This window comes from Paenibacillus terreus (assembly GCF_042138595.1).
GTDB lineage: Bacteria > Bacillota > Bacilli > Paenibacillales > Paenibacillaceae > Paenibacillus > Paenibacillus terreus.
The window spans coordinates 260,408-275,824 of record NZ_JBHIRX010000007.1 but is presented as its reverse complement, the minus strand read 5'-3'; the positions used below and the strand labels follow the sequence as shown (position 1 = coordinate 275,824).

General features: G+C 44.9%; 13 protein-coding genes. 6 read left to right on the top strand and 7 right to left on the bottom strand.

Features of this window, described 5'->3' with window-relative positions; all coding sequences use genetic code 11:
• Positions 1-11: 11 nt before the first annotated feature.
• Entirely contained in the window at positions 12-1,943 is a 1,932-nt protein-coding gene (locus ACE5KN_RS15280; RefSeq protein ID WP_375523989.1) for a fructose-1,6-bisphosphatase, read from the top strand.
• Between the two features lie 117 nt (positions 1,944-2,060).
• On the opposite strand, the gene ACE5KN_RS15275 is transcribed toward ACE5KN_RS15280, so the two are convergent.
• From ACE5KN_RS15275 to ACE5KN_RS15255, 5 genes are all read right to left on the bottom strand, one after another.
• Positions 2,061-2,942 carry a carbohydrate ABC transporter permease gene (locus tag ACE5KN_RS15275; RefSeq protein ID WP_375523988.1) on the bottom strand — a complete coding sequence of 294 codons (882 nt, stop codon included), beginning with the start codon at positions 2,940-2,942 and terminating at the stop codon, positions 2,061-2,063.
• Between the two features lie 15 nt (positions 2,943-2,957).
• On the bottom strand, positions 2,958-3,896 hold the full coding sequence (locus ACE5KN_RS15270) for an ABC transporter permease (protein ID WP_375524027.1): 939 nt from the start codon (positions 3,894-3,896) through the stop codon (positions 2,958-2,960).
• 94 nt (positions 3,897-3,990) lie between these two features.
• Positions 3,991-4,242, bottom strand: coding sequence for a hypothetical protein (locus ACE5KN_RS15265; RefSeq protein ID WP_375533103.1), 252 nt, complete (start codon positions 4,240-4,242; stop codon positions 3,991-3,993).
• Between the two features lie 51 nt (positions 4,243-4,293).
• Positions 4,294-5,592 (bottom strand): extracellular solute-binding protein, encoded by a 1,299-nt coding sequence (locus ACE5KN_RS15260; RefSeq protein ID WP_375523986.1) that lies wholly within the window; start codon positions 5,590-5,592, stop codon positions 4,294-4,296.
• Between the two features lie 100 nt (positions 5,593-5,692).
• Entirely contained in the window at positions 5,693-7,429 is a 1,737-nt protein-coding gene (locus ACE5KN_RS15255; RefSeq protein ID WP_375523985.1) for a glycoside hydrolase family 2 protein, read from the bottom strand.
• Positions 7,430-7,580: 151 nt separating this feature from the next.
• On the opposite strand from ACE5KN_RS15255, the gene ACE5KN_RS15250 reads away from it, so the two are divergent.
• Together ACE5KN_RS15250 and ACE5KN_RS15245 are read left to right on the top strand one after the other, a co-directional pair.
• On the top strand, positions 7,581-8,417 hold the full coding sequence (locus tag ACE5KN_RS15250) for an AraC family transcriptional regulator (protein WP_375523984.1): 837 nt from the start codon (positions 7,581-7,583) through the stop codon (positions 8,415-8,417).
• 266 nt (positions 8,418-8,683) lie between these two features.
• Complete coding sequence (locus tag ACE5KN_RS15245) at positions 8,684-9,214, top strand: hypothetical protein (protein WP_375533102.1); 531 nt, start codon at positions 8,684-8,686, stop codon at positions 9,212-9,214.
• Positions 9,215-9,523: 309 nt separating this feature from the next.
• Here ACE5KN_RS15245 and ACE5KN_RS15240 read toward each other — a convergent pair whose 3' ends face one another.
• Positions 9,524-10,432: a LysR family transcriptional regulator gene (locus ACE5KN_RS15240; RefSeq protein WP_375523982.1), complete on the bottom strand. Its 909-nt coding sequence runs from the start codon at positions 10,430-10,432 to the stop codon at positions 9,524-9,526.
• 157 nt (positions 10,433-10,589) lie between these two features.
• Here ACE5KN_RS15240 and ACE5KN_RS15235 point away from each other — a divergent pair, with 157 nt between their 5' ends.
• The 3 genes from ACE5KN_RS15235 to ACE5KN_RS15225 all read left to right on the top strand — a co-directional run bounded on the left by ACE5KN_RS15235 (position 10,590) and on the right by ACE5KN_RS15225 (position 14,206).
• The gene (locus ACE5KN_RS15235; protein WP_375523981.1) at positions 10,590-11,534 is read left to right on the top strand and encodes an alpha/beta hydrolase; all 945 of its coding nucleotides are present in this window, start codon (positions 10,590-10,592) and stop codon (positions 11,532-11,534) included.
• Positions 11,535-11,558: 24 nt separating this feature from the next.
• Complete coding sequence (locus tag ACE5KN_RS15230; RefSeq protein WP_375523980.1) at positions 11,559-12,731, top strand: MFS transporter; 1,173 nt, start codon at positions 11,559-11,561, stop codon at positions 12,729-12,731.
• 344 nt (positions 12,732-13,075) lie between these two features.
• Complete coding sequence (locus tag ACE5KN_RS15225) at positions 13,076-14,206, top strand: alpha/beta hydrolase (protein ID WP_375523979.1); 1,131 nt, start codon at positions 13,076-13,078, stop codon at positions 14,204-14,206.
• A 239-nt stretch (positions 14,207-14,445) separates the two neighbouring features.
• On the opposite strand, the gene ACE5KN_RS15220 is transcribed toward ACE5KN_RS15225, so the two are convergent.
• Positions 14,446-15,417, bottom strand: coding sequence for an aldo/keto reductase (locus tag ACE5KN_RS15220; RefSeq protein ID WP_375523978.1), 972 nt, complete (start codon positions 15,415-15,417; stop codon positions 14,446-14,448).

Genomic DNA, 15,417 nt, shown 5'->3' with positions numbered 1-15,417 from the left:
GGACATCTGTTTTGGATGCGCAGTTTCTAGATTTATTGGCCCAGAAATATGATACAGAAGAAAAAGTCATAACAGAGATCATCAACCTTGAAGCGATCTCCAATCTCCCCAAGGGAACTGAGCATTTTGTCAGTGATTTGCATGGGGAATTCCAGGCTTTTCAGCATGTACTAAGAAACGGTTCGGGCACCGTAAAAGAGAAAATCAAAGATTTATTCCGTGAGGTTTGGACGGATCATGAAATCAATGATTTTGCGGCGTTAGTTTATTATCCGGAAGAAAAAATACAACTGGTTAAAGGAGACCTGTGCAATAAACAAGCCTTGAACCGGTGGTATAGACAAACGATTGAACAAATGCTTAAGCTTATTTCTTATGCCTCTTCCAAATATACACGCTCGAAATTACGTAAAGCACTGCCGGAGCAGTTTGTATATATTGTAGAAGAGCTTCTGTACAAGACGGATGCGACCAACAATAAGGATCCTTATTATGAGGAAATATACCGGCAAATTATCTCCCTGGGCCTGGCGGACAAGCTCATTATCGGCCTCGCTTATACGACCCAGCGCCTGGTGGTTGACCATCTTCATGTGGTCGGAGATATCTATGACCGTGGGCCGGACCCCGATAAAATTATGGATACGCTGATCAACTACCATTCTGTTGACATTCAGTGGGGGAACCATGATGTCCTGTGGATAGGCGCCTATGCGGGTTCCCTGGTCTGCCTTGCGAATATTATCCGGATCTGCGCCAGGTACGACAATCTGGACATCATCGAAGACGTATACGGAATCAATCTTCGCCCACTGCTGAACCTGGCGGAGAAATACTATGATGACAATCCGGCCTTTAGACCGAAGCTGCAGGCCGACCATAACGTATCGGAGCAGGAAATCCTGCAGATTACCAAAATTCATCAAGCCATTGCCATGATCCAGTTTAAGCTTGAAATCCCGATCATTAAGAGACGCCCATACTTTAACATGTCTGAAAGGCTTTTGCTTGAGCAGATTGATTACGACAAAAATGAAATCAGGATCGGCGGAAAAACTTACCCGCTGGAAAACACCTGTTTCGCAACCATAAATCCGCAGCAGCCTGAACAATTGCTGGAGGAAGAACAAGAGGTGATGGAAAAGCTGCTGTTCTCCGTTCAGCATTCCGAGAAGCTAGCCAGACATATGAATTTCCTTATGAAAAAGGGCAGCCTTTATTTAAAATACAACGGGAATTTGTTAATTCACGGCTGTATTCCTTTGGATGAAGAAGGAAACATGGAAGAAATGCAGATTGAAGACAAGACGTATTCGGGCCGTCAGCTGCTCGATGTTCTTGAATATTATTTGCGTTACGCCTTTGCGCATCCGGAAGAGACGGATGATCTGGCTACGGATATGGTATGGTACATATGGACAGGGGAATGTTCCTCGCTCTTTGGAAAGAGGGAAATGACCACCTTTGAACGGTACTTCATCCAGGATAAAGAAACCCATAAGGAGAGAAAGAACCCTTACTACCATTTGCGTGCAAATGAGGAGATCTGCCGAAAAATCCTGCTGGAGTTTGATTTGAATCCGGATCATGGACATATCATTAACGGCCACACGCCAGTTAGAGAAATTCGTGGAGAGAACCCCGTTAAAGCAAACGGGAGAATGGTCGTCATTGACGGCGGTTTCTCTAAGGCCTATCAATCCACAACGGGCATCGCCGGATATACCTTGTTGTATAATTCCTTTGGCATGCAGCTCGTCGCCCATCAGAAATTTAATTCAAAAGAAGATGTATTATGTAATGGAACGGACGTATTGTCTATAAAAAGACTGGTGGATAAAGAACTGGAGCGGAAGCTGGTAAGGGAAACCAATGTTGGGGAGAAGCTGTTGCAGCAAATCTCAAATCTGAAGAATCTCCTGGAATATCGCTACATGATATGAAACAGCTATTCGATCATCATTTCTGCGGCATCAAACAAGATTTTAAGGCCATCCCTTTGCGGATGGCCTGTGTTTTCATCCTATTTGGATTGTGCAGCCTTGAAACCATGCTATCCATTATTCTTTGAGCGCACCGATCATAACGCCGTGCACAAAATATTTTTGCAGAAACGGATACAGGACCAAGATCGGCAATGTAGACACAATGATCGTCGCGTATTTTATCGTTATCCCGATATCCAGCCGATCGCCGGTCGCTGCTCCTGTCATCATACTATCTGTGCTGTTGGAAATCAGAATCTCCCTGAGCACCAGTTGCAGAGGGAACAACTCCCGGTCACGTAAATAAATCAATGCATTGAAATACGAGTTCCAATGTCCGACGGCGTACCATAAAATCATGACGGCAATTACGGGCATGGAAAGGGGGATAATAATTCTGGTCATAATAACCCAGTCATTCGCTCCGTCGATGCGTGCGGATTCCTCCAGACTTGCCGGAATGCCTTGAAATGCGGTTCGCATAATAATTAAATTGAACGAATTGATTGCTCCTGGCAAGAGAAGTGCCCAAGGCGTATTTAACATCCCAAGATTGTTAACCAGCAGGAAAGTAGGAATAAGCCCGCCACTGAATACCATTGTGATTACGATCATGAGCATGATGTGGTTTTTGAAATAAACGTTACGACGGGAAAGAGCATAGGCACCGAGCGTTGTCATCATCAAGTTGATGGCTGTACCTGCTATGACATAGAAAAGCGTATTCCGGTAGCCGGTTGTAACCATGGGATTTTCCAGTACCGCTTTATAGGCAGCAAAACTAAATCCCTGTGGGTAGAACAGCAGGCCGCGAAACTGGGCCATTTCTGCAGGATCGCTCAGAGATGCAAACAGGATATAAATAAATGGATAGAGTGTAACGAAGCAAAGTAAAAGCATAAAGCAGATATTAAACCACGAAAATACAGTCTCACCCAGAGAACGTTTATATGTCATTTTTCACGATCCCCTTTACCACAGTCTATGTTCGCTTACTCGCTTGCTAATTGTATTGGCAAGTATAAGCAAGATGAAGCTGATGACCGAATTGAATAAGCCAACTGCAGCGGAATACCCGAAATCTGCTCCAAGAATACCTTTTCTGTATACATAGGTTGAAATGACATCAGCTGTTTCGTAAGTAAGCGGGTTGTATAGCAGAATGATTTTTTCACTCCCTATGGAGAGCATGGATCCTATATTAAGGATAAACAAGATTACAATGGTAGGCATAATGCCTGGAATCGTGATATGCAAAGTTTGCTTCCAACGCCCTGCACCATCCATACGAGCCGCATCGTACAGAGCAGGATCAATGGAGGACATTGCGGCGAGATAGATAATAGAGCCCCAGCCAATTCCTTGCCAGATCCCGGAGGAGACATAGATAGAGCGAAACCATCCCGGTTCTTGCAGGAAAGCAATTGGCTCATATCCAAAAAAGCCGAGGATGTTATTAATCAGGCCATCGCGGGCAACAAAGTCGACAAGCATTCCGGCTACTACCACGATTGAAATAAAATGAGGGAGATAACTAATCGTCTGTACGACTCGTTTGAAGATGATGAGACGAATCTCATTAAGTAATAGAGCCAGGATGATAGGGGCGGGGAATGCAAACAATAACTCATAAATACTGATCATTAAAGTATTTCGAAGCAGCCGCCAAAAGTAAGGGCTTTCAAAAAAGTTCTGAAAATGGGTGAAACCGACCCAAGGACTTTCCCACACACCATCTGCTATACCGTAATCCTTAAAAGCAATAAGCAGACCATACATAGGAGCGTAATGAAAAATGGCATAGTAAATCAAAACAGGAACAAGCATCAAATAAATATAGCGATTACGGATCAAGTCCCGCTTGATGATACTCCTTTTGCTGTCCGCAGGCACTCTGGCTGCTGCTTTCATAGAGCTTCTGTCTAAATCAGGCACGAATTCTCCCTCCCGGATGACCGGAATATGGCAAGCTGTCGCCCGCCATACTCCGCATTGTTAGCAATACTTATCGGTTGTTGTATCTTTCTAAAGCTGCTTGCTGAATTTGGATCGCTTCCTCGATTCCTAAACCTTTTAACATTTCTACATAGTTATCGAAATTATCGAGCGGCTCTGTACCCATAATAAATTTCAGAATCATTTCGTCTTTAAATGTATTGACGTCGGTCATGATCGAGGAGTATCGGCTGCTATCTTCTACAGAGATACTAACGGGAGGCATTCTTTTTTCCTGTGTAATGTTAGACCACAATGTCATGGCCTCTTTTTGTTCCGGCTTGGTCGTGTACTGTTCCGAGTGACGTACATCCTACACAAAAGGACCTGATGTTGCGCCAATAATATGCTTTCTGAAGGCTTGGGAAATCGGCAGCCCGTCAGGATTCTTCAAGATAGCATCCGTATACCGGGGCTGGCCGTCAACTAACGTGTATGTTTCGCCTTCTTTTCCAAAGTTCATGATGAGTTTCCCTTCTTCACTGTACAAGTAATCCAGGAATTTTACAGTTCCAACAACGTTTTTGTTACTTCCGGTTATGGCTGCGAAGATACCGGTAACGGGATTATCCATATACCCGAATACCGGTTTTTCGCCAGGATTTAAAGTCGGATAGGGGGTGCCGACAATTTTGAAATCCGGTTGGCTTTGCGCCATCAAGTCCATGTATTTTCCAATTCCACCATTGAGGAACAACACCGTCGAACCGACCTGATTACCCGTAATTTTTGCATCTTTAATTTTGCTATCTGTTGCCGCTGTCGCGAAGTCCTTATCCAGCAACCCTTCCTTATACCATTGACTCATTGTGGCCAAGTATTCCTTGAAACCGGGTTCAATTGGCCCGTATTTGACGGTATCATTCTCCCGGTAGAAATCGTTAGGTGTTCCGAAGGCACCGGCAAAAGCTAATTCCCCTGCAGGGATTAGAATCGGAATTTCGTCCGCTTCACCATTTCCGTTAGGGTCCTGTTCTTTAAACGCTTTCAAAACGGTGTGCCATTCGTCAATTGTTGTGGGTACAGACAAATTCAATTTATCCAGCCAGTCTTTGCGAATTGCAGGCCCAAGGAACACTTGCTGGGTGACATTCTCACGAATGAACGGGAAGCCAATAAGATCTCCATCGTCTGTAGAAGCCATTTTCCTCCATTCCGGATGATCGTCCAGCAGTTTTTTTAGGTTGGGGGCATACTCCAAATAATCATTTAATGGAGTGAGTTTCTTATCCCTGATCGCTTTCTGGGCTCCACCAGGGTAGTTATTCCATGCATAATCTACAACGTCAGGCAGCTTATTTGATGCTACCATTAAGTTGAATTGTTCTCCGAGCTGGCCTTGTGCCGGGTGCTGAAATTCTATTTCTACGCCTGTTTTGGCCTCGATTTCCTTCCAGGAAGTAACTTCTCCATAACTTTTCATAATGGCGGCAGCATCCGGGAACAATTCCACCCAATACGTTAATTTCGTTAATGGTTGATTCTGCTCTGAACCTGTTGATTCCACTGATTCTGAACTGTCTCCACTGCACGCGGCCAGCGTAGTTGTAAACAGTCCCAAGATGATTAAGACAACTGCATACCTGCTTAACTTTCTTGTGCGCATGATCATAAACAAATCGTCCTCCTCATTCTCCAAAAGTTATGTTCATCAATTTGGGATGACGGTTTTGATCTGGAGGGGCCATTTCTCCAGGGATAGCCCTTATGGATCATTTTAATGTGGAGCCCCAGTCGTATGGATCGTTATGACCGGTATAGATGCCCTTGACCACGCGATAGGCAAGCTTTGGTTTGCGGTATTCGTTGACCAGCCCTTTGTTATTGAAGGAGCGTGCCCGATCCCTGAAGTGGGGAAGATGACTCTGCAGTTGGGCTCGGGTATCTGCAAACTGCCATACGTAAGTACCGCTAATCCTCGGATCGGACCGGAAGAGCTTCAGGGACTTGCCGAGTATATCGGCCTGGTAGTCCTCGCTGAATAGACGGGGTTCCCAGCCGGAATCTCCGTATACGCCTGCTCCGCCAAATTCGGTCATCAGCACAGGAGTTTCCTCTGCTCCATATTCCTTGCAGCGCTCATGAAAGATTTCAAGCATCTCTTGGAACTCGACATGTCCGAAATACCATCCGCCATAATAGTTAATTCCGATTACGTCAAATAGTCCGAGGCAGATGTCTTTCATGGGGTGCATAGTGGCATAAGCCACCAGCCTTGACGGATCCTTACTCCTAACGAGTTCTGTCATCTTAATGGATAATTCATAGGCCTGCTTGGAGCGCGTATCAATCTCATTATGGACAGACCAGAACAGGATCGAGGGATGGTGAAAATCCCGCTCGATCATCTCATCCATCATGGTCATCGCGCGTTCTACGAAGAGTGGATCGTCCGTGTGCTCCGCCGGAAATGCGGCGCCCCAAATCGGAATCTCGCTCCAGAAGAGCACGCCTCGCTCATCCAGCAGATCGAGCCAGTATTCACTCTGAGGGTAATGTGACCCGCGTACGGTGTTGCATCCCATCTGCAGGATGATATCAAGCTCCTTGGTCATCAATTTGTTGGGAAAAGCGAACCCCCATTCCGGGTGTTCCTCGTGGCGGTTAACTCCCTGCAGATAGAGTTCCTTGCCGTTCAGCAGAATCTTCTTGTTCCGAGCCTCCACGGTACGGAACCCGATGCGGTCTGTGTGGTCGTCTTGGCCGACTACTGCTCTGATCTTGTAGAGTGCAGGATCCTCCGGTTCCCATCGCTGGAGGTTCGACCAGGCTTGTTCCACGACCAGTTCCATGCTACCCTTGGCAGGAAGGTAAACGTTATCATTTTGGAATATCTCATCGTTACGATAGAGAGATACGGGTACCTCGACAGGCGTATCCGACATGGAGCGGAGCTTGAGCAGGATTCGGACATCAGCACTGGAATCTCCTGTCATGTCGTAGGTGATACGCATCCCCTCGATCGAGACATCAGGTAATCGCTGAACCTCTACGGGACGGATGATTCCGCCGTAATGAAACCAGTCCACAATGTGGTATGGCAAAGTGTTGCGCCCCAGTGTGCTGTCTGTGCGGACAACGAGTTCGTGAACCCCGGCAGTGACACTAGGAATCGTAAAGTCAAAAGGAGTAAATCCACCATAATGGTATCCCAGATGCTGTCCATCCCAGTACACATCGGCATGTCCCATCACGGCGTGGAACAATAAACGCAGATGGCTGCTATCGTCAAGTGTTACCCAAGTGCGGTACCATGCTACTCCCTCGTAATCGAACTTGCCGAGCTCGTTATTCCAACAGGCCGGCACCGGTATGTGATCGTGGTTGGAAGGAAAGTTTGTGTGCCATTCTTCGGATAATCCAATATCATCCTTGTCAAAAACGAAATCCCATAATCCGTCAAGCAATTGACATTCCCTAAGTCGATGCTGCTGAAACGTTCGAATCATATTCATCATCTCCAATAATTTTTGCACTAGAACATCTATAATTGATGGTCTGTATGCTCGGAGTTTAGCATCGTTAGCAATAAAGCGACAATGGTAAAAACAATCCTAATCATTTGTCATAAACGATACAAATAATGAAAGGAGGGGTTCTATGGAGTATGCTTTGGGAAATATGGTGGTGCATATACATTGGGTAATCGCCAAGCCGGCGCTGCCAGGCTGGGAGGATATTCGGCAGACAGTATCAGGGCATACCTTTTACTACATTTACAGCGGCAAGGGAATTTTTCGCTGCGAGGAGAGGGATGTGGAAGTAGGAGGGGGCACATTGGTGTATCTTTGGCCTGGGTTGCCTCTCTATATGAAGTCCTCCGAGACGCATCCACTCCGAATGACGATGTTGCTCTTCGATTGTGCTTCTCTAAGGAAAAAAGAGAATGAATGGGATACTCCGGAGCCCATCGAACGGATGCGGCTGCCATTTCTCTTGCCTTTACAGAGTGAACACATGGGAAAGATCGGGGAACTATTCAGAGAAGCGGAAAGAGAATGGGTACCTGGGGATCTTGTGCGAGAGGCACGTGTGAAATCTGTCTGGTATCGCTTGGTGCAAGAGGTACACGAGGCGGCGGAAGCAGGGGGAAGACACAGCGGTGAGGAAGAAATTACAGCGGCGGTTCGCAGATTCAAGGAGAAGCTGGACACGGGATTTGCCACCGAGCTTCGCATCACTGAATTGGCGGAGCAGACTGGTTTCTCTCCTGTTTATTTACGCAGAACCTTCGCAGCCCGATACGGGTGCAGTCCCAAGGAGTACCTGGATCAGCTTCGCAATGAGCATGCCGTCCGCCGACTCCGGTTCACAGGCGATTCCGTTACGGATATAGCGAGAGCCTGCGGTTACTCTGATGTCTACCAGTTCAGCAAGGCGTTCAAGAAGCGCAACGGTTTCTCTCCGACCGAATACCGCAGAATGCAAGGGGATTGAGGAAAGATGCCAATCAAAGATTGTTGATAAACCCAGATAAAATACAATGTGAAGGCTAATAGAACCGACTGCCGCCTTTACGCAAAGCGAGGTAGACAACCGTGGGAAAGTTTCTTCAATCCTTCTACAGATTTCGATTCCGCAAGATCCGAAACCGCTTTTTGGCGGCAATCATTCTCCTTTCCTTGCCCTCTTTATTTCTTCTCGGATTCATCTCATTCAATATCACAAAAGAAACTTTGATGGAGAAAAATAGACAGACGAACTTGAAGCATCTTGAAACGTCCAGTGAGGTTGCGGATTTACTGCTTCGCAACATCATCAACCTAAATCGGCATATTGTGGTGAATGAAGATATTCGAAACAATCTGGTATACAGCAAAACAAGCGGCAATATTGAACAAGAGAACATTAGAAGTCGCATGATCAGTGAGCTGCTGCGCGTCATCAGCAACAGTTCCATGGATACACGATACGTCGATTCCATGTGTCTGTTTGACGTGCATTTCCAGGCATATTGCCTGAATAGACCGGACAACGCAGGCATTTACGAAGGAACAGATAAAGCCTATGAAATCAAACAAACAGAATGGTATCAAAAAGCGGTGCAGGCTCAAGGAAAAGTAGAATTTTTCGGATACAACGTCATTGAAAATGACACAAATACGTTTTCTACCGTCAAGTTATTCCGGAATTTCCAAAGTGAGCATGGAGATTCGATTGGTCTCCTGATCGTAAATCTCTCCAAACCGATGTTCGAAAATTACTGCCAAAGCCCCAGGCGGCATTCCCGTTGAATTGCTGCTGCCCGATGGTACCGAACATGTATTCGAGAATGAAATTACCGTTTCGGTCCAAGTTAAATAGTGGAAGCGTGGCAATGCCACCATATGGCATATTGATTTTGGAATTTTGGAAGTAAATGGATCTCGGCTCCAGCGGATCATTTTTGCCGCTGGAGCCGAGATCATTCATAGTACGTTTACAAGCTTTTCTTAAGATATCAGAAAGTATAAACTTCTTGGTATAAGCTTCCTGATATCGCAAGAAAAACTACTGCTAGACGCGGTCTGTCTTCTGTGAATGTACATCGATAGATGTTTTTCTTATACATCCGATAAGGAACTTGGAAATTTCTCCTGAATTTCATTTAAAAACACAGCAGCAGCAGCGGAAAAAACCTGATGTTTTTTCCAAACGATATTTAAGCCAGCTTCAAGTCTTGGTTTTAGCGGTCTAAAACAAAGGTTGCTATCACTAGACGTATTCACTATTTTATCAATGCTTAACGCATAACCTATGCCCTCTTCAACCATAATAGCGGCATTATATAAAAGATTGAATGTAGTTACGATATTTAACTTATCAAAATTTTCACCAAACCAATCCACATATTCATTTTTAGACAATGTCTGTTGCATAGCCTGTCGTGAACAGATTAACGGAACATTTAATAAATCATCTACTTGAATCGTATCTTTGACAGCAAGAGAACTGTCTTTTCTCATAACAACGCCCCAAACATCTTTTGCTGGCATATTAATATAATTGTATTTTGATAAATCTGCCGGATCAATTAATATACCAAAGTCGAGCAAGCCCTTGTCAAGCCGTTCAGTTACATCGTCTTCGTTTCCGCTAAAGATGTGATACCGTATATTTGGATACTTTAGCTGTAGATCTTTTACTACACGTGCAATCTGTTTCATAGCGTAAGTTTCCCCACTGCCAATGTATACATCGCCACTTATTGTTTCTTCCATGGAAATGAATTCTGCCTCTAATTTATCGACCATATCAACAATTTCTTCTGCTCTCTTTCGCAGGAGCATTCCTTCATCTGTGAGAATGATGCTGTGACTACTGCGAGTAAATAGTTTTTTTCCTAATTGTTCTTCAAGATCTTTTAATTGTCTTGACAAAGTTGGCTGTGTAACATGCAAAAAATCAGCAGCACGCGTAATGCTTCCTTCTCTTGCCACAGTAAGAAAATAGCGCAAAACTCTAAATTCCAAGTAACATTCCTCCATTCTTATTTTTTAGTATACACACTTTGTAGATGCCTAAAAAGCATATCTTGATATTAGATATAAGTATTTGTTATAAACAAAAGGCATAGCTAAAATAAATAACGAAGGGTGAAAACAACAGTAAGAAAGGATGTTATCTAAAATGTCGAATTATATTTTTGAGTTAAGCGATAAAGTAACAAGGAAGTCAGTTTCATACAAAAACAGGTTTGGAATCAACATTGCGGCAGATCTTTACTTGCCAAAAGACTTTGATGAGTCCCAAAAACATGCAGCCGTCATTATAGGTGCGCCATATGGTGGCGTTAAAGAGCAGGGCTCTGGTATCTATGCTCAAAACTTGGCGGAGCGTGGTTTTGTGGCTCTTGCATTTGATCCTTCATTCAACGGATACAGCAGTGGAGAGCCGCGGCACCTTTCTTCGCCTGATCTGTTCGTCGAAGATTTCAGCGCAGCCGTTGATTATGTAGGAACGCGTTCATTTGTAGATCGGAATCAAATTGGTGTAATCGGTATGTGTGGCAGCGGTGGTTTTGCGATCAGCGCAGCGCAGGTCGACAGACGCATTAAGGCGGTCGCTACGGTCAGCATGTACGATATATCCCGTGCGCAACGCAACGGCTTTAAGGACTCCTTTACTGAAGAAGACCGCAACAGAATACTCGATGCAATTGCCGAGCAGCGCTACGCAGAGTTTGAGGGCAACCCGCCAGCGCTGACCGATCGGGGAGCACCTATTGGATTCGACGAAAATACAGATCCAATTGGTCGCGAATTTGGTGAGTTCTACTCTACGCCTCGTGGGTATCACCCAAACTCAATTACTCAATTTACCGTAACAAGCAGCATGTCATTTATGAACTTCCCTCTTCTTACGTACATTAAATCAGTTTCGCCGCGGCCGATTTTGTTCATCATCGGTGAGCATGCTCACTCCCGATACTTTAGTGAAGATGTTTACGAATTGGCGGCAGAACCAAAGGAGTTCTACATCGTTCCAAATGCGGGACACGTTGATTTATACGACAGAACGGATGTGATTCCATTTAACAAGTTGGAAGCATTCTTTACCGAGAATTTAAAGTAACTTAGTTCATGAAGGTAGGAGATTATGGAGAAACAAAAAAAAATACTGATTCTTATACTAACCATCGGTGTTTTTGGTATCTTAAATACCGAAATGGGGGTAATCGGGTTATTGCCCTCCATTGCTGAGCACTTTAATGTCAGCATATCAGAAGCAGGATTGACGGTGAGTCTTTTTGCCATTGCGATTGCAGTGTCTGGCCCTACGATGCCGTTATTGTTTTCGGGTATAGATCGCAAGAAGGTCATGTTACTTGTATTAGGTGTTTTCGTTGTGGGGAATATTGCTACCTTATTTATAACTAACTTTACTGTTCTATTAATTGTTCGTATCATTCTAGGTTTCTTTCATCCCATTTATTGTTCTATGGCATTTACAGTTGCTGCTTCCTCAGTAAGTAAAGAAGCAGCTCCAAAAGCGGTTTCTAAAGTATTTATTGGAGTATCTGCCGGTATGGTAGCCGGCGTACCGATTGCCAGTTTTATTGATAGTGCCGTTTCGTATGAGATGGCGATGGTATTCTTCGCGATTGTTAACTGTATTGTATTCATTGCTACATTGATTTTCGTACCCGCTATGCCAATTGAAGAAAGACTTTCATATGGCGCACAACTTTCCGTATTAAAAAAATCGATCATATGGATTTCCATTGCGGCTGTCATTTTATTAAACTCTGCTGTATTCGGGGTTTATAGCTATCTTGCTGAATATTTAAAAACTGTAACGGGTATGTCTCCGAATACCATAAGTTTAACATTACTCCTCTTCGGTGCGGCTAATATTATTGGAAACCTTGTCGCAGGTAAATTACTAACTCATAGTGCCATGAAGTCTGTAGTATCTTTTCCTTTGTTCATGGGTGCTGTTTACATCATTTTATTCTTCGCAGGGCAGTTTGCAGTTCCGATGGCTATGATCACTTTCATTTGGGGAATATTAGCTGGAGGAATCATGGCAAATATTAATCAGTATTTGATTGCGTCTGCAGCTCCTGAAGCGCCTGATTTTGCCAATGGATTATTTATATCTTCCTGTAACGTAGGAACAACATTAGGTGCAGCTGTAGGCGGGCTATTAATTTCAGGAATGGGCACCCAATACGTTGTGTTAGTGGGAATACTTTCAATATTGTTGAGTTTTGTAACAATTTTACTAAGAAACTTCATGATCACTTCTAAACGACAATTTTTGGGATAAGAAATTGCACGGTGACGGAAATGCAGAGAGATTAGTTGCACATTAACCAGGGCGTGTATGCAAACCAAGAACATATACGCATAAGAAGTCGCGGGATACGCGGCTTTTTTTTGTTTAACGATATAAGCTCTTGTCCAAACGGCCGCCCGCCGCGGAGAATGTACGGGATGGTTCAGAAAACTATAAGGTAATTCTAAGGTATCTCGAAGTTTAATCTCAGGTATCTCACCAATATGTAAGGTACAATCAAACGAAAGCGGTCGTTCGATCGCATAAGGCATGAGGCCGGAGGTGATTGGCGAAATACGTTCACAACGAGAAAATCAAAAAGGGAGGCAAATACAATGAAGAAAAAAAAGATGTTACACTTTGGAGTACTTGCAACAGTTCTGACAATGACGGCATGCAGTCCACAGGCATCAGCCCAGGAGGATACTCAGACGCAGAGCGCTACAGCAACCAATTACGGTGCCATGATGAAGGATGTTTCCATTCGTGTAGAACCAATTGAACTCACACAAGAGTGGGATAAAGTATTCCCTCTCAGCGATGAGGTAAATCACAAAAAAGTGACTTTCGTCAACCATTTTGGAATAACAATTGCAGCTGACCTATATGAGCCAAAGAATTATGAAGGTAAGCTTCCTGCGATTGCTGTCAGTGGTCCGTTTGGTGCCGTTAAGGAGCAGTCCTCTGGACTTTATGCCCAGGAGATGGCAAAAAAAGGATTCTTAGCGATTGCCTTTGATCCTTCCTATACTGGGGAGAGTGGCGGATATCCAAGAAACTTCAACTCACCTGATGTTAATGTCGAAGATTTCCAAAGTGCCGTTGATTTTCTTTCCGTTCAGGAGAATGTTGATCCTGAGCAGATCGGTATTATCGGTGTCTGCGGATTTGGTGGTTATGCGCTTCAGACAGCCGCACTTGATACAAGAATCAAGGCGACAGCCGCAATGACAATGTACGATATGAGTCGTGTTACGGCACTTGGATATAACGATTCTGTTGATGAGGAAGGAAGATATCAGGCTCGTGTCAATTATAATAATCAAAGAACAGAGGACTATAAAAATGGCAGCTATACGATGGCAGGCGGAATTCCAGAGCAGCCAGCGGATGATGCTCCACAGTTCATTAAAGACTATGCAGATTACTACAAGACTGAGCGCGGCTATCATGCACGTTCTGTAAATTCAAATGGAGGATGGGCTTCGACAGCAGCAGGTTCCTTAATGAATATGAGTTTACTGAAATATGCACCTGAAATCCGCAGCGATGTACTTGTTGTTCACGGTGGGGACGCCCATTCTTTATATTTTAGTCAAGATGCCTTTAAGCTTCTCAAAGGTGACAATAAGGAGCTAGCAATTATTCCTGGTGCAAGCCACACAGATCTGTATGATCAAATGGATGTAATTCCGTTCGACAAACTGGAGACATTCTTTACGGATGCATTTGCAGATGAGTCATAAGAAACAATTCAGGTCATGTAGATCTGTACGACCGGTCCGTTAATTATCGTTATCGGAAGATTCAATTGGCGCGCAACGTCAATGGGTTCTATCCGATTTCTCTCAGGCTCGTCCAGAAGCCTGGAGCGATTTTGATTCGATCTGTAAAACGAGCGTTCATGGCTGCCGACCTCCTGAGACAATATCCAATTGCAAATAGTCCACGGAGCCCGTGGACCATTGCTTCTTCTGATTATAGTCTAGCCGTCGAGCAGCGTCATCTGTTCTTTCATATAACGCGTGCCGTGAACGACATTCTTGGGGCTGACCTGATCGATTCGTTCGAGGTCCTCCTTCATAAGAAGGATATCAGCCGCGGCCACATTTTCCTCCAGGTACTTGATACGCTTCGTACCCGGGATAGGCAGTGCCCCGTTGGCAATCGTCCAGGCAATGGCCAATTGGGATGGTGTACAGTTCTTCTCTATCGCGATCTCCTTAATCTTGTCGACAACCTCAATGTTCTTCCGGAAGTTGTCTCCTTGGAACCGCGGCATCCATCTGCGAAGATCGTCGGCGGCCAGATCCTCGAAAGTGCGAAGCTCGCCGGAGATAAAGCCCCTGCTCAGTGGACTGTAGGCCACATGGGTAATCCCCAGTTCTCTTACGGTAGGGAGTATCTCCTCTTCGATGTCACGACTCCAGAGCGAATACTCACTCTCTAGCACGGAGATCGGATGCACGGCATGAGCGCGGCGAATGGTGGAAGCGGAAGCCTCGGACAGGCCGAGCGCCCGAACTTTGCCTGCCTTGACCAAATCTGCCATCGCTCCGACCGTCTCCTCTATCGGGATTTGCGGATCGACGCGGTGTTGGTAGTATAGATCGATGTAATCCGTATTCAAACGGCGAAGGCTATCCTCCACTGCTTTCTTAACGTAATCAGGATGGCCACTGATGCTCTCGTAATTTGGGGTGTACGAGAACTTGGTGGCGATAATGGCTTGCTCGCGGCGCCCTTGAAGAGCACGGCCGAGCAGCTTTTCGTTATGCCCGTTCCCGTACACGTCCGCGGTATCGAACATCGTGACGCCTATGTCCAAAGCGCGATGGATCGTTTGGATTGACTGTTCGTCGTTAGTCTCCCCGTAAATGCCTGGAGACATTCCCATAATTCCCAGTCCGATCGAAGAGACGAGGATATTGCTATTGCCCAAAATTCTTTGCTGCAT

Coding starts and splice junctions, on each gene's coding strand:
- ACE5KN_RS15275 (WP_375523988.1), bottom strand. CDS start 2,942: ATGACATATAAACGTTCTCTGGGTGAGACTGTATTTTCGTGGTTTAAT.
- ACE5KN_RS15270 (WP_375524027.1), bottom strand. CDS start 3,896: ATGAAAGCAGCAGCCAGAGTGCCTGCGGACAGCAAAAGGAGTATCATC.
- ACE5KN_RS15265 (WP_375533103.1), bottom strand. CDS start 4,242: ATGACATTGTGGTCTAACATTACACAGGAAAAAAGAATGCCTCCCGTT.
- ACE5KN_RS15260 (WP_375523986.1), bottom strand. CDS start 5,592: ATGATCATGCGCACAAGAAAGTTAAGCAGGTATGCAGTTGTCTTAATC.
- ACE5KN_RS15255 (WP_375523985.1), bottom strand. CDS start 7,429: ATGATTCGAACGTTTCAGCAGCATCGACTTAGGGAATGTCAATTGCTT.
- ACE5KN_RS15250 (WP_375523984.1), top strand. CDS start 7,581: ATGGAGTATGCTTTGGGAAATATGGTGGTGCATATACATTGGGTAATC.
- ACE5KN_RS15235 (WP_375523981.1), top strand. CDS start 10,590: ATGTCGAATTATATTTTTGAGTTAAGCGATAAAGTAACAAGGAAGTCA.
- ACE5KN_RS15230 (WP_375523980.1), top strand. CDS start 11,559: ATGGAGAAACAAAAAAAAATACTGATTCTTATACTAACCATCGGTGTT.
- ACE5KN_RS15225 (WP_375523979.1), top strand. CDS start 13,076: ATGAAGAAAAAAAAGATGTTACACTTTGGAGTACTTGCAACAGTTCTG.
- ACE5KN_RS15220 (WP_375523978.1), bottom strand. CDS start 15,417: ATGCAGCAAAGAATTTTGGGCAATAGCAATATCCTCGTCTCTTCGATC.